This window comes from Litoreibacter sp. (assembly GCF_058136045.1).
Map to the genome: position 1 here is coordinate 84,362 of NZ_JBYVDD010000008.1, position 17,108 is coordinate 101,469.

Sequence of the window (17,108 nt, forward strand, 5' to 3'; positions counted from 1 at the left end):
TGGACTTAACTGCGCCCAGTGAGCCAATCCATTACTGCCGGGCGCACAGATTGGTCACCGGACTTGCGGGCCGCGTCGATAACGGCTTTGGCCTCGGTCAGATTGGTGCGGCGTAACAGGCTTTTGACTGGGCCAATGGAGGCTGGGCGCATCGACAAGGCTCGCATACCGATTGCGGCAAAACACATCGCCTCAATCGGACGTCCGGCATCTTCACCGCAAAAACTCATAGGCGTTTTGGTCTCGTTGCAGCGTTGCGTAATCTGCTCAAGGAAGGTCAGAAAACTGACGTTAAGGGTGTCATAGCGCTTTCGTACCCGCTCATTTTCGCGGTCGGCGGCGAAGAAAAACTGCTTTAAGTCATTGCCGCCGATGGAAATAAAATCTGCCATCTCGAAAAATTGCGTTGGGGCAAAAGCCAGTGACGGGGTTTCCAGCATTGCGCCGATTTTTACGTCGGAGGGCAATGTATGGCCGAGTTTATCTTCGCGCTCCAACTCGTCAAGCAGGTGTTGGCGCGCGTCGCGAAATTCATCGAACTGCGCCACAAAAGGGAACATCACCGACAAAGGCCGACCATTAGCGGCGCGGATCAAGGCTTGTAGCTGCATGCGCATAACGCCGCGTTTGTCCAAGCCCACACGGATCGCGCGCCAGCCCATGGCGGGGTTCGGCTCCTCGGTTGGCTTCATGTAGGGCAGCACCTTGTCCGAGCCGATATCAAGCGTGCGAAACACCACTTGCTTGCCTTGTGCCGCATCCATGACCGAGCCATAAATCTGTGCCAATTCAGAGCGGCGCGGCACGCGGGCACGCGTTAGGAATTGCAATTCGGTGCGGAATAACCCGACCCCCTCGGCGCCAGAGCTGACCAGTGACGGTAAGTCGGCCATTAAGCCAGCATTCATATGCAAGGCAATGGTTTCGCCACTCAATGTGCTCGCCGGTTTTTCGCGGATCGAGGCATAGCGTTCTTGCGCCTGCATTTGCATGGCAATTTTGTCGCGGAAGGCGGCGGCAACGCTGTCTTCGGGGCGCAGATGCACCACGCCTTGATCGCCATCAACCAAGATGTGATCGCCATTAAGGGCTTCGGTTAGGATGCGTTTGGCGTTGATCACCAACGGAATGGCCCACGCGCGCGCAACGATTGCTGCATGTGAGCCGACCGAGCCTTCTTCCAGCACAATGCCGCGCAGCTTTTTGCCGTAATCCAGCAACTCGCCGGGGCCGATATTTTTGGCCACCAGAATAGGGCTTTCGGGGATTTCTGCGCCAGTATCGTGACCTTGCCCTGTGAGTAGGCGCAATAGGCGGTTGGACAAATCATCAAGGTCGTGCAGGCGTTCGCGCAAGTAGGCATCGGGCACCATTTCCATGCGCGCGCGGGTGGCGGATTGCTCTTTTTCCACCGCAGCCTCGGCCGATAGACCAAGGGCGATGTTTTCCTTCATGCGCCGCACCCATGATCGCGAATTGGCAAACATGCGGTAGGCCTCGATGACCTTCACCTGCTCTTTATCAGAATGTTTACCCAATGCGCCTAGCATCTCATCGACCGTTCCGCGCAATGTTGCAATTGCGTGCTCTAGGCGTTTGACCTCTTCATGGGGGTCGTCGGCGATCGGGTTGGTGACCACCACGCGTGGCTCGTGCAGGTAGACATGGCCCTCGGCCGCGCCTTCTTGTGCAGATCCACCGCGAAACAAGGCTTGTTGAGTGTGGCGCGCGCCCATCGCGGCGCCCTCATCTTGGAATGCGCCCAATTCGGTCATTTCTGCCAGCACCATGGCCACAACTTCTAGGGCGTAAACTTCGTCATCGGTATAGGTGCGCGCATCCTTGGATTGCACAACCAACACGCCCAATGTTTCGCCCAATCGCTGGATAGGTAAGCCAAAGAAGCTAGAGAATATTTCCTCGCCGGTTTCAGGCATAAACCGAAATCCACGCGCCGAGGGGGCGTCGGGTGTGTTTACTGGGGTTTTGGTAAGCGCAACGCGGCCCACTAACCCTTCGCCAATGCGCATCCGGGTCTGGTGAACGGCCTCTTTGTTCAGCCCCTCAGTGGCGCAAAGCTCTAGGGTCTCAGAGTCGCGGAACAGGTAGATCGAGCACACATCTGCACCCATTGACCCTGCAATAATGCTTGTGATGCGGTCGAGCCGCTGCTGCCCTGCACCTTCTTCGGCAAGGGTATCGCGCAGGCGGCCAAGCAGCTTGCGGCTTTCACTTTCGGAACTCTCGGGCAAGTTCTTCGCCCCCCATGCTGGTACTCCCTCACATATATGGGGTTTTGTAGCGGAAGTGGAGGGGGCATCGAAGTAAGGTCAGGCTTTCCCTACCTTGGCCTTAGCTTAGATTGGCGCGACGCTTGTGAAAATCCAGATATGCGCTAGGCTTTGATGTGATTTTTCTTACCAATAATATCAGGTGATCCCATGCGTTTAATGACTTTAGTTTCGGTTTTCGTCATGGGTATCGGAATGCCGGTATTGGCCTGTATAGTGCCCGTATTCTAGGATCGTCACTACCCGTCTTGCGTGATTTCGGGCCCTCAGGGTGGTGAAATAGTGTCGGTGCTAAGCGGGGGCAAGCGCTCGGGGTTATCTGGCTATCACCTAGGTGACCCGCGTCGCGAAACCCATGTGATAGATGTAGAGATCGCGCCAAGCGAGAGCCGTCATTACATTATGCTAGAGGCTGGCGCACAGACCATTTGGCGCTTTGATGGTGATGTCGACAGCGTATCGCGTGTCATCGTGTTGGGGGCTACAAATATGGGCCTGACGGCGCTGGGGTCATAGGAATTCCGCCCGCGCGCGTGTCGTTTACCACCCCGGATTTAACTGCCCTGCGCGATGTCCCAGCCACGTCATGCACGAGGATTTACAAGTCCTGTACGCCAAGCCAGTGGTTTTTTTGGGGGGGGGATGAGCGCGTGAGCCTGCACCCACCAGCCAAGCCGAAAAAATTAGGGCCATTTGTGCAGGTTTCTTCTGTATTCGGAGCGCATCCGCCGCAGGGTCATCCGGTCAAGGTGGTTCCAAAATCTGTTCCAAACACGGCGATATTGATTGAGCCCGGTGATGTTGTCGCGCGGGATAAGGTGCAGCCTTATCCGCAGCTCCCCGGGATATTGGGGCTGCGTGAATTGCTTGAAAGTGGTGCCATAATTGGCAGTAGAACAACGCGGTATCGTGACGTGGTTGCCAACTATGCAGAGCAGTTCAGCGCCCGTTATCGCAGCCGCTTTGATCCTGGTTTTTACTTCAGCTCGCCAGTGGATTATGTCGTAACCCGCGCCGTGACTTTGCCGCCTGATTTGCCGCGCAGCACCTTCATGGTGGCAAGCGGGGCGCCTGCGCCTGACATGAATGGCAATCGTGATTATGCGGCTTGTTTCTATTTTGAGGATGACGCGTCGAGAGCTTTTCCTGCGTTGGAGCCGAGAGGGCCAAGGTGCCGCCGCTATAATTGGGGTATGGGTAAGAAAGGGGAGCAAATACTTTATGCGGCGGTATTATTTGATGAAATGGAGTTTGTTTCAAACTGTCGCCAAGCCTCCCTTCCAAGCGGTACCCATATCGCGCTGGTGGCTTTGTCCGAGGGGATAAATCGCCGCTTTCGCAATGATCCGCCGCGTGAAATTAGGATAGACGTGACGCGCGATGGCCCCGTAATGCTATATCTCACGATGGAAGGCGGGCCGATCAATTGGACCATCACTGGCCCTGATATTGTCGATGTGTTTATGAGCCGCGGCCCTGAATTTGGGATGTATAATGTCACATTGAACGGCAAGCCGTTTGCTTTCAAACGCCTCGGCGTGGACCGAGACGGATGCCCTGGATTTGCGCCGCAGCAGCCCAACAGGTTGGGGCCGCAGATTGCACTTTTAGATAAAATGCTGGAGGTCCTGCTTGGTCAAACCATTGACCAAGTGATCGTGCATATAGCGGAGCCGCCTTTGCCAGAGGTCGAGCATTACGTTGTGCGGTAGCCCAGTAATTTAGCCCGCTTTTTCCAACTCAAACACATCATGCAGGGCTTGCACGGCTAGCTCCATGTATTTGCGCTCGATCAGGACTGATATTTTGATCTCGGATGTGGTGATAACCTTGATGTTCACGCCTTCATTTTGCAACGCATCGAACATTTTGGCGGCAACACCTGCGTGCGAGCGCATGCCGATGCCCACCACGGATACTTTGGCGACGTCCTCATCCGCGACCAGATCATGGTAGTTGATTTCGCCCGATGCTTTGGCGTCGGCCATGGCTTTCTCGGCGCGCGAAACCTCGCTTACGGGGCATGAGAACGTCATATCCGTGCGCCCCTCTTCCGAGATGTTTTGCACGATCATATCGACATTCACCCCAGCTTCGGACAGGGGCCCGAAGATGGCGGCGGCGATGCCGGGGCGGTCAGCCACCGAAATCAGGGTCATTTTGGCTTCGTCGCGCACAAAGGCCACGCCTGCGACTACGTTACTTTCCACGATATCCTCCTCGGCACACACCAATGTGCCCGCGTTATCATCCATTTCTTCAAAGCTCGACAGAACCCGCAATTTGACGCCAAAGCGCATTGCCAATTCGACCGAGCGTGTTTGCAGCACTTTCGCGCCCAAACTTGCCAGCTCCAGCATCTCCTCAAAGGCGATGCGGTCCAGCTTGCGTGCCTTGTCCGAGACGCGCGGGTCGGTGGTGTAGACCCCGTCCACGTCGGTATAAATATCGCACCGTTCCGCGTTGAACGCGGCGGCAAATGCCACGGCCGTGGTGTCCGATCCACCGCGCCCGAGCGTGGTGATGCGCCCCTCTGGGCTGATGCCTTGGAAGCCTGCAACCACGGCGACTTTCATACCCTCGCTGAATTTCGCGTCCAGATTGGCGGTCGGGATTTCCTCGATACGTGCCGCGCCATGGGCGTCGGTGGTTTTCAGCGGTACTTGCCAGCCCTGCCAACTGCGTGCAGGTACGTCCATTTGCTGCAAGGTCAGCGCCATCAGCCCAGCGGTGACTTGCTCGCCCGAGGACACAATCGCATCATATTCGCGCGCATCATACATCGGCGAGATATCATCGACCCAGCCAACTAACTCATTGGTTTTACCCGACATTGCTGACACAATGACGATAACTTCATAGCCTTTGGCCACTTCTACGCCAACGCGTTTGGCTGCGCGGCGGATGCGGTCCAGATTGGCGACTGATGTGCCGCCGAATTTCATTACCAATCTTGGCATGTGCTTTGCCCTTTGTCGTATCGCGTAGCGTCTTAGGACGGGGCGACGCGAAGGGCAAGGGCGGCGGGCCGGATAAGGTTGTTAGTACGGCATTGCCTCGCCGTTCCACATCTCAAAGCAGCCAGTGCTGTCTGGCCCAAGCGCGTCGAAGCGCGTGATCAGGCCTGCGCTGGATTGTTCCACCGTGATTGCGGCCTCGGCGCCGCCCATATCGGTCTGCACCCAGCCGGGGTGGTAGATGCCAACGGCCACGTCGGGGGCCAGATGGGCGGCCAAATTACGCCCCAAGTTCAGCGCCGCTGCCTTGGATGCGCGATAAATGAAGGCGTTGCCGCTGGCCCGCTCGCTAGAGCCCATTTGCGACGAGATAATCGCGACCTTGCCGTTTGCTGCTTTGAGGTTGGGCAGCAGCGCCTCGATGGTCAAAAACACGCCCGTCACATTCGTCGCAAAGCTATCGGCCCAGATATCCGCGCCATAGCCCGCGCCCAGAGTGTGGCCTTTATCAAGGTACACGCCCGCATTGCATACCAACAAGTCAAGCGGTTGCCCGGCCAGTTGATCCGCCATGGCGGCGATGGAGGCGGGGTCGGTGACATCAAGGTGCAACTGGGATTGGGAAGGCGTTGCGCGCGTTGTGCCGATGGCCGTGTCCCCACGCGCGCAGTAACCATCCAGCAAGGCGCGCCCGATGCCGCGATTTGAGCCTGTGATCAGAACTTTCATGCCGAAACCTCCTAATTTACTTTGCGATTTGGGCCAAAGGGCAGGGGTACCACGGGGATGCCGTCTTCGACCAAAGCCTTGGCGTCTTCGACCTTGGCTTGGCCGTAAATCGCGCGCTCCGGCACCTCGCCGTCATGCATGGCGCGCGCTTCTGTGGCGAAGTTATTGCCCACATCCTCGGAATTGGCCTCTACTTTGTCGCGCAATTCTTTCAACGCCTGCTCGGCCGGAGACGCAGGGGCAGAGAGCGGTGCCTCGGCTGTGCTTATTTGCGGGGCCATGATGGATTTGCTGACCTCGTGGCTCCCGCATACCGCGCAGGATACCATGTCAGATGTCAGCAATTTATCGAAGGCATCGGCCGACTGAAACCAACTGTCGAAGGCGTGGCCTTTGGTGCAAGTGAGGGCGTAGCGGATCATGCCGGTCGGGTCCTGTGGCAAGGTGGTATGGGGACAGGTTTAGCCATCAAAGCCCTATTGGCAAGGCTAAATGCGCGCGCTCAGGTTTTCAGCAAAGAGGCGTCGAAGCTTTTGATGATTTTGCGCAGCTCGGGTTCGCGCACTTGGGCCGCGGCTTTCTTGATGCTGAACCATTTGCGGGCGCGCTCTTTGCTTTCGGGCCAGACTTTTAGGGTCTTTTGAACCTTCAGCGGAAACACCGAGACCGCACATGGCAAGTCGTCGCTTTTGTCCATGAATTTTGTGTAGGAATAGAGGCCGAGGCAGATGTTATAGGCTTTGCCTTCCACGCCCGCCTCTTCATAGGCCTCAATGGCGGCGGCCTGCGCGGGGGATTGGTCCTCCATCGGCCAGCCTTTGGGGATGATCCAGCGCTGGGAACTGCGGGTGGTGATCAGCAAAATTTGTGTCTCATTGCCATGCACCCGAAAGCATAACGCGCCGAATTGCGCGCGCACATCGCGCTTATGTGACCCTTCCATGCGGAGGGCCGGGTGTTTCATCTTGATCAGCGACATGTCTGCTCCGTTGGTGCGGTTCTTGCGCACCTTTTCTTACAAGATACCCCTGATGTACCCCATTTTAAAGGGGAATAGGATGAAGTTTAGGTGAATATTGCTAAACTCCAGAGGCCTAAAGGATCGGTGTGCGCCCCGCCATGACCTCTGTGAACCAGGCCGTGTCGATATTGCCGCCGCACAAGATGACTGCACATTCCTTGCCTGCCATCTTTTCGCGCTCTTGCAGCAGGCCTGCCAGCGGTGCCGCACCTGCGCCTTCGGCCAAATTATGCGTGCAGGTGTAATAGGCGCGAATAGCCTCGGCCACTTCGTCGTCTGTGACGGAAATGATGCGCTCCGCGCCTTTGGAATAGATGTCATAGGCCTCTTGCACCGGCACGCGCACGGCCATGCCATCAGCGAATGTGTTGGGTGCATCCGTCTCGATCATGCGCCCGGCTTCGACCGACAGTTTTGCGGCTTGCGCTTGGTCCGAGACCACGCCCACAATCTTGGTTTTCAACCCCAAAGCATCGCGCGCCAAAATGGTGCCGCAGATGCCCGAGCCACAGCCGATCGGGACATAGATCGTGTCCAAATGCGGGGCCTTGGTGAGCAGCTCAAACGCATAGGTCGCGACCCCGCGCACCAGCTCTTTGTGGAAGGGCGGTACGACAAATAACCCGTCACGCGCTGCCACGCGCACGGCTTCCATGCGGGCCGCGTCGAAATCAGCGCCGAATTCCACCAACTCGGCGCCAAAGGCCTTCATCGCGGCGTTCTTCTCGACCGAGTTGCCGTGCGGCACATAGATCAGCGCCCGCAGACCCGCGGCAGTTGCCATGCGGGCTTGGCCCTGGCCATGGTTGCCTTTTGTGGCGGTGCAAATGCCTGTTGCGTCTGGGTGCGCGCGCACGAGCCAGTCGATAAAGGTGATCGCCCCGCGCATCTTGAACGCGCCAGTGGGGCTGTGGTTTTCGTGCTTCACCCAAGTGGTCGTGCCGATGCGTGCGTTGAGTAGCGGCCAGATATATTCAGGGGTGCGGTTCATATGAGCGTGGACGAGGGCGCAGGCCGCTTCCAGCTCGGATTTGGAAAATTTTATCATGTTACGCAGCCTAATCTGTCCTCATCTGCGCGCAAGTTGCATTTGTCCTTGCGCCCGTGCGAGCGATGTCCAAAATTGCCCGCTATGATCGTTCGCGCCCTCATATCCTTGGTGTTTTGCTGCCTTGCCGCTCCGGTTTGGGCGGGTGAGGTGGTGATTTTCGCGGCTTCTAGCCTGAAAACAGCGCTTGATGAGGTCACGGAGGGCCTGCCAGCGCGTATTTCCTATGGCGGCAGCGGCTTGTTGGCGCGCCAGATTTTGCAAGGCGCACCAGCGGATATTTTCTTCTCGGCCAATACGGTCTGGATGGACGCGGTAGAGCAGGGCGGCGGTCTTGCCCGCGACACACGCAGGGATCTGCTGGCGAACTCTTTAGTGATTGTTAGCCGCGATCCGGTGTCATTAGACCAGATGCTTGGCGATACGGGACGCGTGGCGATTGGCCTGACAAATTCCGTGCCTGCGGGGATTTATGCCAAGGCGTATTTGCAGGCAGAGGGCCATTGGGACGCGGTGGCCTCGCGCCTTGTCGAGACCGATAGCGTGCGCGCGGCGCTGGCTTTGGTGGCGCGCGGCGAGGTGCCTTATGGCGTCGTTTATACCAGTGATGTCGCTGCTGACCCGTCTGTGCAGGTGGTCCATGCCCTGCCAGATTTGGCGGAGCTTCCGATCCGCTATCCCGTGGCATTGACTGCGCGCGCCGGGCCGGAAGCGGCGGCAGTTTTAGCGCATCTGCAAAGTGATGCGGCGCGGGTGATTTTTGCCGCCCACGGGTTTGGTGCGCCATGATATTTGGGCTAGGGCCACAGGAATGGGCGGCGGTTGCACTGTCTTTACGGGTGTCGCTGGTGGCTATGGGTATTGCGCTGCCGCTGGCCATTTGGCTGGCCTATATTTTGGCGCGACGGGAGTTTGCGGGCAAGGGGTTGGTCAATGCTTTGGTGCTATTGCCGCTTGTCCTACCCCCCGTGGTGACAGGGTATTTGCTGCTGCTGAGTTTTGGCACTCAAGGGGCCATCGGCGGGGTGTTAGAGAGCCTCGGGATTGTGTTGGCCTTCCGGTGGACAGGCGCGGCCTTGGCGGCAGCTATTATGGCGTTTCCTTTGATGGTGCGCGCCATTCGCCTTGGTTTTGAGGCGGTGGACCCTAAGCAGGAGGAGGCCGCGACGACCCTTGGTGCCTCGCCGTGGCGGGTATTTTATACAATCAGTTTGCCAGCCGCCTTGCCCTCGGTCATCGCAGGGGCGGTGTTGGGGTTTGCCAAGGCGATGGGGGAATTCGGGGCCACAATTACCTTTGTCGCGGCCATTCCGGGGCAGACGCAAACCGTGCCCTCGGCCATCTATGCCTTCTTGCAGGTGCCGGGCGGGGAGGGACAGGCGGGCCGCTTGGTGCTGGTGTCTTTGGTGATCGCTCTTGGGGCAGTCATCGTCTCTGAATGGGTGGCGCGCCGCGTGGCGCGGGGTGCCCGATGAGCGTCTCAGTGCAAATCAAGCAACGGCTCGGCGATTTCACGCTGGATGTGGCGTTTGAAGGCGGCGGCGGGGTCAGCGCGCTGTTTGGCCCGTCTGGGTGCGGCAAAACTTCGGTGATTAACTCCATCGCAGGGCTGAGCCGTCCGGATGAGGGCCACATCCGCATTGGCGACCGCGTGTTGTTTGACAGTGCCGCGGGCATTTTTGTGCCGCCGCACAAGCGCCAGATTGGCTATGTTTTCCAAGAACCACGGCTATTTCCACACATGAGTGTGCGCCAGAATGTGGCGTATGGCTGCCCTGTGGTGCCGCAGCCGGAAAGGCTTGATGCGGGGCTGCAAGCGCTGGGGATTGAGCACCTGATGGAGCGCAATCCGCGCGATTTGTCGGGCGGCGAGGCGCAGCGGGTCTCGATCGCGCGTGCGTTGATGAGCCAGCCGGAGGTGTTGTTGATGGACGAGCCGCTGGCCGCATTAGACGAGGCGCGCAAGGCTGAGGTGCTGCCCTATCTACAAGCCTTGGTGGCGCAAACGAGCCTTCCGGTTTTCTATGTCAGCCACGCGATGTCCGAGGTGGCGCAACTGGCGGATTACCTCGTGGTGATGCGCGAGGGGCGCGCTGTGCGCTCGGGCGCGTTGGCGGATGTGCTGTCTGATCCGGCGGCGGTGTCTGATATCGGAGTGCGCGAGGCAGGGGCCATATTGAACGTGAGCGTCGCGCGCCAAGATGCGGGCGATGGCCTTAGTGAGTTGGCCACCAGCGTGGGAAAGCTGTTCCTGCCCCGGGTGTCGGCTGGTGATGGTGCGAAGATGCGCGTGCGCATTCGGGCCAGCGATGTGATGCTGTCTAAAGACAAGCCCGACGGTCTGTCGGCGCTTAATATTTTGCCTTGCACGCTCACTGCTTTGCACGAAGGACAAGGGCCGGGGGTCGCGGTGGCGTTGCGCTCTGGCGAGGACGTGTTGATGGCGCGGATTACCCGCCGTTCGGCGCGCGCACTGGGACTGCATGTGGGCTTGAGCATCTATGCGGTGATTAAATCAGTTTCAGTCGCACCTGCGGATATGGGGGGGCATGGGCAGAGCTAAGGCTTTGTTTGTGTTGCGCAGATACTTGTTTTCAGGCGGCATTATTTGGCAAGGCTTGTGCCAAATGGGGTCGGTGCCGATAAGGGGCAATGTATTGTCCCAACATTTGAGCCCCTCATGACCTACCTGCGCACCCTGATCATAACGGCGTTGATAACCTGTATGCCAGTGGCGGCATCGGCCGATGGGGCGCAGTCTTTGGGCTGGGGGTCGATGTTCAACAATGACGCGCTTGGCGATGGCAAGGACCGGTGGCGCAGCGCCTCGTTTACCCTGTCACATTTGCGCGGTGATACATGGAACGGCCAGCGCCCAGAGCGCATCGGGGCCTTGATCGAATACCGGTTTCGGGCTGAAATCATTGCCCCTGTGAGCGTTGCCGCGCCAACGGCTGCGGATAGGCTTTATGTGGGCGCGCTGTCTTTCGGGGCGCATACCCATTTCCAAAAAGGCGCGACGCAGATGAGCCTTGGGCTTGATCTGGTCTTTGTCGGTGAGCAGACCAAAGTGGATGAGTTTCAAGACGGGTTGCATGGCATCTTTGCCTCAGGGGATGTGAATGTGGGCGGTGCGCAGGTGGCGAATGCGATCTACCCGACGCTGACGTTTGAAGCGGGCCGTGACTTTGCAGTGGGTGCGAGCGGTCGCTTGCATCCATTTGTGGAGCTTCAGGCCGGCGCCGAGACTTTGGCGCGGGTCGGGGCCGACTTGACGCTTGGCCAGTTTGGCAAAGGCGGCTTGCAGCTGCGCGACAGCGTGACGGGGCAAATTTATAACGGGATCAAGGGCGACCTTGCGACGGGAACGTCTGTGATGGTTGGCGGTGATGTCGCCTATGTGGCTGATAGCCAGTATTTGGACAGCCCGGGTATTGTGGCGGAAGACATGCGCTTTCGACTGCGCGCGGGGCTGCATCAGCAGTGGAAGCGCGGCTCTTTGTTCTACGGTGCAACTTACCTGAGCGAAGAATACAAAAGCCAGCCCGAGGGGCAAGTTGTCGGCTCGCTCAATATGAACTTCCAGTTTTAGCGCAATCACTGACGTAGCGGCACAGAGTCTTCCCCGCAACAGGTGAACTACGTGCGTTAATGATCTGTTAACACAAGGCTATCCATAGGGTGGTTTTCATGGTACGGCTGAAAAAAAGACGACCATAAAAATAAAAAATTGAGCAGGTAACGGACATGAAAACGGGCTTTCAAGGCACGTATGTCCTCACGTCAGATCAGATACAGCTGGATGGGTCTCCTTGTGAGCCCGCACAGCTGCCGCAGACCGGACAGGTCTGGTCATGGCATGGGGATGCAGTGCGTCTAGATGGGGCGCATGCACCTTTAATCCTTTCTAATGAGATAGGGCGCTCTGACCTGCGTCGCCGTGTGGCGCGTGTGGTGCAGCGCAAATTTGACCTTCCCGAGTTGGGCGATGTCCGCGTCGGTGATGATGCGCAATCCGGCCCTGACGGGTTTGTGCTGTCAGACGGCGAGATGCAGTTTACCATGGTGCCGATCAAATCCATGCGGCTGACCTCGATCTTATGGTGGTGCGCCGAGGGTGTGCCCTTGGCCGGGCGCGACTACCGCGTTATCTCGACCCCCGGTGAGACCACGGTTCAGCGTCGGTCTTCGGATTTCGGTGGTGATGTGATTTGTTTCACCACGGGCACCCGTATTCGCACGCCAGAGGGCGAGACCCATGTCGAGCGCCTCGCTGTTGGCGATATGGTGCAAACCAAAGATGACGGCGCGCAGGAGATCCTTTGGATTGGCCAGCGCCGCATGTCTGGCGCGCGCCTTTATGCCATGCCGGAACTGCGCCCTGTGCGTTTGCGTGCCGCGGCTTTGGATCAAGACGTGCCTGACGAGGATTTACTGGTATCGCCGCATCACCGCATTTTGTTTTCGGGACCGAATGCTCAGGCGTTGTTCAATCAGTCCGAGGTGCTGGTCTCTGCGTCTGACCTGATTAATGACAATACAGTCTTCGTAGATCACACGGTGAAAGAGGTCACTTACGTGCATCTTTTGCTGTCGCGCCATCAGGTGGTGTGGGCCAATGGGGTGGCAACGGAAAGCTATCATCCTGCAAATACCACGTTGAAAACCGTGGATGCGGCGCAGCGCGCCGGGTTGTTGGAGCTGTTCCCCGATCTAAAGCGCGATCTGCACAGCTACGGCCCCTTTACGCGCCGCAATCTGGACCGCTCGGAAGCGGCGATTTTGATGCACGATATGGTTTGACCGAGTGGCCTTGGTAAAGGGCCATTGGCAGCTACTGGCACTGGTCGCGGTGATCTTCGCGCTCTGGTCCACGCCTGTGATGGTGCCGCTCAAAATACTGGTGGTAGTCCTGCACGAACTGTCACACGGGTTGGCGGCGCTTCTTACGGGCGGCTCTATCGTTGAGATCACCGTCTCTCCTGGGCAAGGTGGCTTGGCCCTGACGCGCGGCGGCTCTCGGTTCCTTATCTTATCTGCGGGCTATTTCGGCTCGTTGCTATTGGGTATGGGGTTGCTGTTCGCGGCCCTGCGCAGCACGGCAGACCGCGCTATTGTCGCGGGGCTGGCGGGTGTGTTGATACTGGTTTCGCTGCTATACTTACGCGATATGTTTGCGCTGTTCTTTTGCCTTGGCTTGGCGGCAATTCTGCTGGCCATGGCGCGCTGGCTGGATCACCGCGCCAATGATCTGGTGCTACGGGTGATTGGCCTCACGTCGATGATCTATGTGCCCTATGACATCTTCTCTGACACGATCTTGCGCGCGCATTTACGCTCTGATGCGCGGCTGTTGGCCGAAGAGGTCGGGGGGGCCACTTTGATGTGGGGCGCGCTGTGGCTGGGGCTAAGTTTGGCTGCGATTGCGGTCAGTTTGCGCTACGGTTTGGGTGCTAAAAGCAATTTAGATTTCAGCACTCACGGGGCAGGGTAATTACGAGCGATCCCGTTGATTGCGAATAATACTGTCGGCAACAGACGTGGCCGCGGCGACAAATAATCCAAGCCCGAAAAACACATATCCGATAGTGAAAATCTTGCCCAAAGCCGTGTGCGGCACGAAATCCCCGTACCCGATTGTCGCGATCGTCACGACCGAGAAGTAAGTGGCGTCTAGAAAGCTCCAGCCCTCCACATACCAATAAAACACCGACGCCGTTGCCACCAATGCAAAGGTTAATGCCATCAGGCCACGTACCCGATCATCGGCAAATGCAGCTTGTATTCCCAAGAACAGATTTCGTAGATTTTTGCCCATAGCGGTCTCTTTTCTTAGTGGGGTTTACTGGCGTGAAAGTGCTCCCACACTATTGCTGGAATGGGAGCTTTTCTTAACTTTCGGCGCGCGCTTCGGATTTGCGGGTCAATGAAAGTGTGATCAGCGAGATGCCGTTCGATATTAAATCAATCGCCAGATACAGCCCCAGAACCAATACCGCAGATTGTGGGAAATTTGACAAAATCATCGCCCCCATAACAATCGACAACCCACCTGATAAAAGCATAGTCCAGCGTAATTGTGCGATTTTGGCGCCAAAGCCTATCAGCACCCGAATGGCGCCAGAAATTAGCATCAAGATAGCGGCTAAATAGGTTAGCGAGATGACGCCGCGCAGCGGGTGTGCAACCAGATTGAAGCCCAGCAGCAAGATAATTGCCCCTAAGAAAATGGCCAAAATTCGCGCGCCCCAGCTTTTGTCGCCAAAGGCCGATAAAAGCACCGTGACGCCAACTAAAATAAAGCACCACCCGGCCAGCTTTTCCGCCGTTAAAGTTGCGGCCAATGGGTTTGCCAGCGCCATAAGGCCACCGATCAGTGATATTACTCCGGCGATAAGCCAAAAAAACCAGTTTTTCATTCTGAAAGTCCTTCGTTACATATTTTCATGGTTACTAATGTGAGCGGATTTAAAGCATCCACTCGACTGGCAGCAGTCCAATTACCACGATGGCAATCTGTTGGAACCACGTTGCGCCAGGCTCTTCTTGGTAGGTGGTGATTTCCCCCTCTCCGAGCGTTTCCTTCCATATCATTTTGTCGTTTGGTGTCAGGTCGGGCCGGTAGGTCATCGTGTCCAACGGGCCATCGAAAATGGTGCTGACCCGGCCTGCCAGCGTCGGGCTGTCAATTAAAAACCCCATCTCGCAGTTCAGCTTGGCTGACCTTGGGTCGAAATTGAACGAGCCGATGAAAATTCGCTCGCCATCTATGGCAAAGGTCTTGGCGTGCAGGCTGGCCCCTAACAGGCCAAATGGCATGAGCTGTTGGTCGGCTTCCGAGGATAGATCGCCGCGCAGTTTCAACTCGTACAAGCTGACATCGGCCTCCAGCAATTTGCGTCGGTATTTGGTATATCCGGCATGCACCATTAACACGTCGGTGGTGTTCAGCGCATTGGTCAGGATGCGCACATCCTTGCCAGCCAGTGACAGGCCCGCGAAGAAGTCTGCGCCCCCTTGGCCCGGCACAAAATAGGCCGATACCAGATCAAGGCGGTGCTTGATTGTGCCCAAGATCTGCCCAAGACGGGTGATCATTAATTGGTCGCGCGTAGCGATGCCCAAGCCCTTGACCGGATCGTCCGCGACCAGTTGCACCTTGGTCCATTCCATCGCTGCGGCACCTTGCATGTAATGCTGCGCGCTGCTGGCAAAATCGCCGCGTAGCTCGGTGGCTTGCGGGCTGGTATCGACCTCGGCCACGCGCGCCGTGAAGGCCGCTAAATCACCTTGCCCTGCGATAATGGTCTCGGCCTCGAACACCGAGGCGCTGTTCCAATAGTCATCGAACACGGTGGCGGTTTCGGGCACGATACTGCCCGTCGCCAGCACATCCATATCCATGTAGAAATCATCCTCGCCGACTTGGAAATACTCATCGCCCACATTGCGCCCGCCGATGATTGTGACCGCGCCATCCACGGTGAAGGACTTGTTATGCATCCGCCGGTTCATACGGAAAAAGTCGAACGTATAGCCCAGCATTTTAGGGCTGCGGATAGTGGATGGGTTGAACAGGCGGATCTCGAAATTATCCTGCGTATTCAGCGCCGCCATGATGCTATCAAGCCCCGGTACGCCATTGTCGTCGAGCAATAGGCGCACTTTCACCCCGCGCTGGGCGGCTTTATGCAGCGCATCCAGCAACATGATGCCCGAGGTATCATCGTGCCAAATGTAGTATTGCGTATCAATGGACTGTTGGGCGGTTGCGGCAAGCGTTAACCGGCTGACAAGCGCGTCATGCCCGTCTTGCAGCGGTATCACGCCGGTCGTCCCGGAATGCTGCGCAGCCTCTGAGGTCATCAGCTTCCCCAAAGTAGTGTCGGGATTGGCAGGGATGGCCACAGCAGCGCTACGTTGTGATATATCGGGCAATGGAAATGCAAGTCTGGCAGCGAATATCGCAAGCCCTGCGCAAATGACAAACATTGCGAGGAGTTTGAAAAACCGTTTCATAATTAACCTTAAAAAATATGTACTCGTCAGGAACTGGCACCGCTTTACAGTGCTGATTTGATACTAAATTTGTTTGCCATTCGAGTCGAATAGCTCACGGTTTCATTTATAAGAAGTTGGCTTCTGAGGTCACGCAATTTCTTGCCAGCCCAAGCCGTGTTGACTCTGCCCCAAACCCCTCTATAAGCGCGGCTTCATTGGTGTTGGTGGACCTCGCAAGGGGAACCCTGTCACTCCGGCAAAATCCGGAGGAAGGACAACGCCCTTCGCTGCGCGCCTCATCCCGAAAAGTGGGACCCGGTTTTCGGACTAGATGAGGCGGCTTAATATATTGAAGGAGATCAGCAAGTGACTAAACGTACTGCTGCCAAATACAAAATTGACCGCCGGATGGGCGAAAACATCTGGGGCCGTCCAAAATCCCCAGTAAACCGTCGTGAATATGGCCCCGGCCAGCACGGTCAGCGCCGTAAGGGTAAATTGTCGGATTTCGGTCTGCAATTGCGCGCCAAGCAGAAGCTGAAAGGCTACTACGGCGACCTGACCGAGAAACAGTTCAAGCGTACTTACGTGGAAGCTGCTCGTGTTAAGGGCGATACAGGCGAAAACCTGATCGGTCTGCTGGAGCGCCGTTTGGACGCAGTTGTCTACCGCGCCAAATTCGTGCCAACCGTGTTTGCTGCGCGTCAGTTCGTGAACCACGGCCACGTCACAGTGAACGGCAAGAAGGTTAACATCCCTTCCTACCGTGTGAAGGAAGGCGACGTGATCGAAGTGCGCGAGAAGTCTCGCCAGATGGCTTTGGTTATCGAGGCATCTCAACTGCCAGAGCGCGACGTTCCTGATTACATGGAAGTCGACCACTCCAAAATGAAAGCGACATTCGTGCGCACACCGGGTCTTGGCGATGTGCCATACCCAGTGATGATGGAACCGAACCTCGTGATCGAATATTACGCTCAGAACTAAGGTTCCGAGCACTTCGAATTGGAAAGGCCGCGCCGGGGCAACCGGGCGCGGCCTTTCTCGTATTTGGGGTGGAA

The 17,108-nt window shown here is 57.2% G+C and carries 18 protein-coding genes; 9 read left to right on the forward strand and 9 right to left on the reverse strand.

Annotation, left to right across the window (positions count from 1 at the left end; translation table 11 throughout):
* Positions 1 to 5: 5 nt before the first annotated feature.
* Positions 6 to 2,252, reverse strand: coding sequence for a phosphoenolpyruvate--protein phosphotransferase (gene ptsP / locus AC3Y7R_RS12445; protein WP_490042368.1), 2,247 nt, complete (start codon positions 2,250 to 2,252; stop codon positions 6 to 8).
* Between the two features lie 321 nt (positions 2,253 to 2,573).
* Between ptsP and AC3Y7R_RS12450 the strand changes: the two genes are divergently transcribed.
* Positions 2,574 to 2,807 (forward strand): hypothetical protein, encoded by a 234-nt coding sequence (locus AC3Y7R_RS12450; protein ID WP_490042369.1) that lies wholly within the window; start codon positions 2,574 to 2,576, stop codon positions 2,805 to 2,807.
* Positions 2,808 to 2,941: 134 nt separating this feature from the next.
* Positions 2,942 to 4,003 (forward strand): hypothetical protein, encoded by a 1,062-nt coding sequence (locus AC3Y7R_RS12455; RefSeq protein WP_490042370.1) that lies wholly within the window; start codon positions 2,942 to 2,944, stop codon positions 4,001 to 4,003.
* Positions 4,004 to 4,012: 9 nt separating this feature from the next.
* Here AC3Y7R_RS12455 and AC3Y7R_RS12460 read toward each other — a convergent pair whose 3' ends face one another.
* From AC3Y7R_RS12460 to AC3Y7R_RS12480, 5 genes are all read right to left on the reverse strand, one after another.
* The gene (locus tag AC3Y7R_RS12460; protein WP_490042371.1) at positions 4,013 to 5,251 is read right to left on the reverse strand and encodes an aspartate kinase; all 1,239 of its coding nucleotides are present in this window, start codon (positions 5,249 to 5,251) and stop codon (positions 4,013 to 4,015) included.
* A gap of 81 nt (positions 5,252 to 5,332) precedes the next feature.
* The gene (locus AC3Y7R_RS12465) at positions 5,333 to 5,977 is read right to left on the reverse strand and encodes an SDR family NAD(P)-dependent oxidoreductase (RefSeq protein ID WP_490042372.1); all 645 of its coding nucleotides are present in this window, start codon (positions 5,975 to 5,977) and stop codon (positions 5,333 to 5,335) included.
* An 11-nt stretch (positions 5,978 to 5,988) separates the two neighbouring features.
* The gene (locus AC3Y7R_RS12470; protein ID WP_490042373.1) at positions 5,989 to 6,399 is read right to left on the reverse strand and encodes a DUF1178 family protein; all 411 of its coding nucleotides are present in this window, start codon (positions 6,397 to 6,399) and stop codon (positions 5,989 to 5,991) included.
* 80 nt (positions 6,400 to 6,479) lie between these two features.
* Entirely contained in the window at positions 6,480 to 6,956 is a 477-nt protein-coding gene (locus AC3Y7R_RS12475; RefSeq protein ID WP_490042374.1) for an NUDIX hydrolase, read from the reverse strand.
* 115 nt (positions 6,957 to 7,071) lie between these two features.
* On the reverse strand, positions 7,072 to 8,046 hold the full coding sequence (locus AC3Y7R_RS12480; protein WP_490042375.1) for a threonine dehydratase: 975 nt from the start codon (positions 8,044 to 8,046) through the stop codon (positions 7,072 to 7,074).
* 84 nt (positions 8,047 to 8,130) lie between these two features.
* Between AC3Y7R_RS12480 and modA the strand changes: the two genes are divergently transcribed.
* From modA to AC3Y7R_RS12510, 6 genes are all read left to right on the forward strand, one after another.
* Positions 8,131 to 8,835 (forward strand): molybdate ABC transporter substrate-binding protein, encoded by a 705-nt coding sequence (modA, locus tag AC3Y7R_RS12485; protein WP_490042376.1) that lies wholly within the window; start codon positions 8,131 to 8,133, stop codon positions 8,833 to 8,835.
* Positions 8,832 to 9,521, forward strand: coding sequence for a molybdate ABC transporter permease subunit (modB, locus tag AC3Y7R_RS12490; protein WP_490042377.1), 690 nt, complete (start codon positions 8,832 to 8,834; stop codon positions 9,519 to 9,521). Before modA ends, modB begins: the two co-directional genes overlap by 4 nt.
* Positions 9,518 to 10,609, forward strand: a complete 1,092-nt coding sequence (gene modC, locus AC3Y7R_RS12495; protein ID WP_490042378.1) for a molybdenum ABC transporter ATP-binding protein — start codon at positions 9,518 to 9,520, stop codon at positions 10,607 to 10,609. Before modB ends, modC begins: the two co-directional genes overlap by 4 nt.
* Before the next feature lie 117 nt (positions 10,610 to 10,726).
* A complete protein-coding gene (locus AC3Y7R_RS12500; protein ID WP_490042379.1) occupies positions 10,727 to 11,638 on the forward strand; it encodes a lipid A-modifier LpxR family protein in 912 nt (303 codons plus the stop codon).
* Positions 11,639 to 11,793: 155 nt separating this feature from the next.
* Positions 11,794 to 12,849, forward strand: coding sequence for a Hint domain-containing protein (locus AC3Y7R_RS12505; protein WP_490042380.1), 1,056 nt, complete (start codon positions 11,794 to 11,796; stop codon positions 12,847 to 12,849).
* 4 nt (positions 12,850 to 12,853) lie between these two features.
* Positions 12,854 to 13,540, forward strand: coding sequence for a M50 family metallopeptidase (locus AC3Y7R_RS12510; RefSeq protein WP_490042381.1), 687 nt, complete (start codon positions 12,854 to 12,856; stop codon positions 13,538 to 13,540).
* Here the strand turns inward: AC3Y7R_RS12510 and AC3Y7R_RS12515 are convergent, their stop codons facing one another.
* From AC3Y7R_RS12515 to AC3Y7R_RS12525, 3 genes are all read right to left on the reverse strand, one after another.
* A complete protein-coding gene (locus AC3Y7R_RS12515) occupies positions 13,541 to 13,864 on the reverse strand; it encodes a potassium channel family protein (RefSeq protein ID WP_490042382.1) in 324 nt (107 codons plus the stop codon).
* Between the two features lie 73 nt (positions 13,865 to 13,937).
* The gene (locus AC3Y7R_RS12520) at positions 13,938 to 14,465 is read right to left on the reverse strand and encodes an HdeD family acid-resistance protein (protein WP_490042383.1); all 528 of its coding nucleotides are present in this window, start codon (positions 14,463 to 14,465) and stop codon (positions 13,938 to 13,940) included.
* A 49-nt stretch (positions 14,466 to 14,514) separates the two neighbouring features.
* On the reverse strand, positions 14,515 to 16,065 hold the full coding sequence (locus tag AC3Y7R_RS12525; protein ID WP_490042384.1) for a phospholipase D family protein: 1,551 nt from the start codon (positions 16,063 to 16,065) through the stop codon (positions 14,515 to 14,517).
* A gap of 348 nt (positions 16,066 to 16,413) precedes the next feature.
* On the opposite strand from AC3Y7R_RS12525, the gene rpsD reads away from it, so the two are divergent.
* A complete protein-coding gene (gene rpsD, locus AC3Y7R_RS12530) occupies positions 16,414 to 17,034 on the forward strand; it encodes a 30S ribosomal protein S4 (protein WP_490042385.1) in 621 nt (206 codons plus the stop codon).
* Positions 17,035 to 17,108 lie beyond the last annotated feature (74 nt).

Bases quoted from the DNA above. Each gene is read 5' to 3' on its own strand.
- AC3Y7R_RS12465 (WP_490042372.1), bottom strand. From the start codon at position 5,977: ATGAAAGTTCTGATCACAGGCTCAAATCGCGGCATCGGGCGCGCCTTG.
- AC3Y7R_RS12480 (WP_490042375.1), bottom strand. From the start codon at position 8,046: ATGATAAAATTTTCCAAATCCGAGCTGGAAGCGGCCTGCGCCCTCGTC.
- AC3Y7R_RS12475 (WP_490042374.1), bottom strand. From the start codon at position 6,956: ATGTCGCTGATCAAGATGAAACACCCGGCCCTCCGCATGGAAGGGTCA.
- AC3Y7R_RS12520 (WP_490042383.1), bottom strand. From the start codon at position 14,465: ATGAAAAACTGGTTTTTTTGGCTTATCGCCGGAGTAATATCACTGATC.
- modB (WP_490042377.1), top strand. From the start codon at position 8,832: ATGATATTTGGGCTAGGGCCACAGGAATGGGCGGCGGTTGCACTGTCT.
- modC (WP_490042378.1), top strand. From the start codon at position 9,518: ATGAGCGTCTCAGTGCAAATCAAGCAACGGCTCGGCGATTTCACGCTG.
- AC3Y7R_RS12525 (WP_490042384.1), bottom strand. From the start codon at position 16,065: ATGAAACGGTTTTTCAAACTCCTCGCAATGTTTGTCATTTGCGCAGGG.
- AC3Y7R_RS12515 (WP_490042382.1), bottom strand. From the start codon at position 13,864: ATGGGCAAAAATCTACGAAATCTGTTCTTGGGAATACAAGCTGCATTT.
- modA (WP_490042376.1), top strand. From the start codon at position 8,131: ATGATCGTTCGCGCCCTCATATCCTTGGTGTTTTGCTGCCTTGCCGCT.
- AC3Y7R_RS12460 (WP_490042371.1), bottom strand. From the start codon at position 5,251: ATGCCAAGATTGGTAATGAAATTCGGCGGCACATCAGTCGCCAATCTG.
- AC3Y7R_RS12505 (WP_490042380.1), top strand. From the start codon at position 11,794: ATGAAAACGGGCTTTCAAGGCACGTATGTCCTCACGTCAGATCAGATA.
- AC3Y7R_RS12500 (WP_490042379.1), top strand. From the start codon at position 10,727: ATGACCTACCTGCGCACCCTGATCATAACGGCGTTGATAACCTGTATG.
- AC3Y7R_RS12470 (WP_490042373.1), bottom strand. From the start codon at position 6,399: ATGATCCGCTACGCCCTCACTTGCACCAAAGGCCACGCCTTCGACAGT.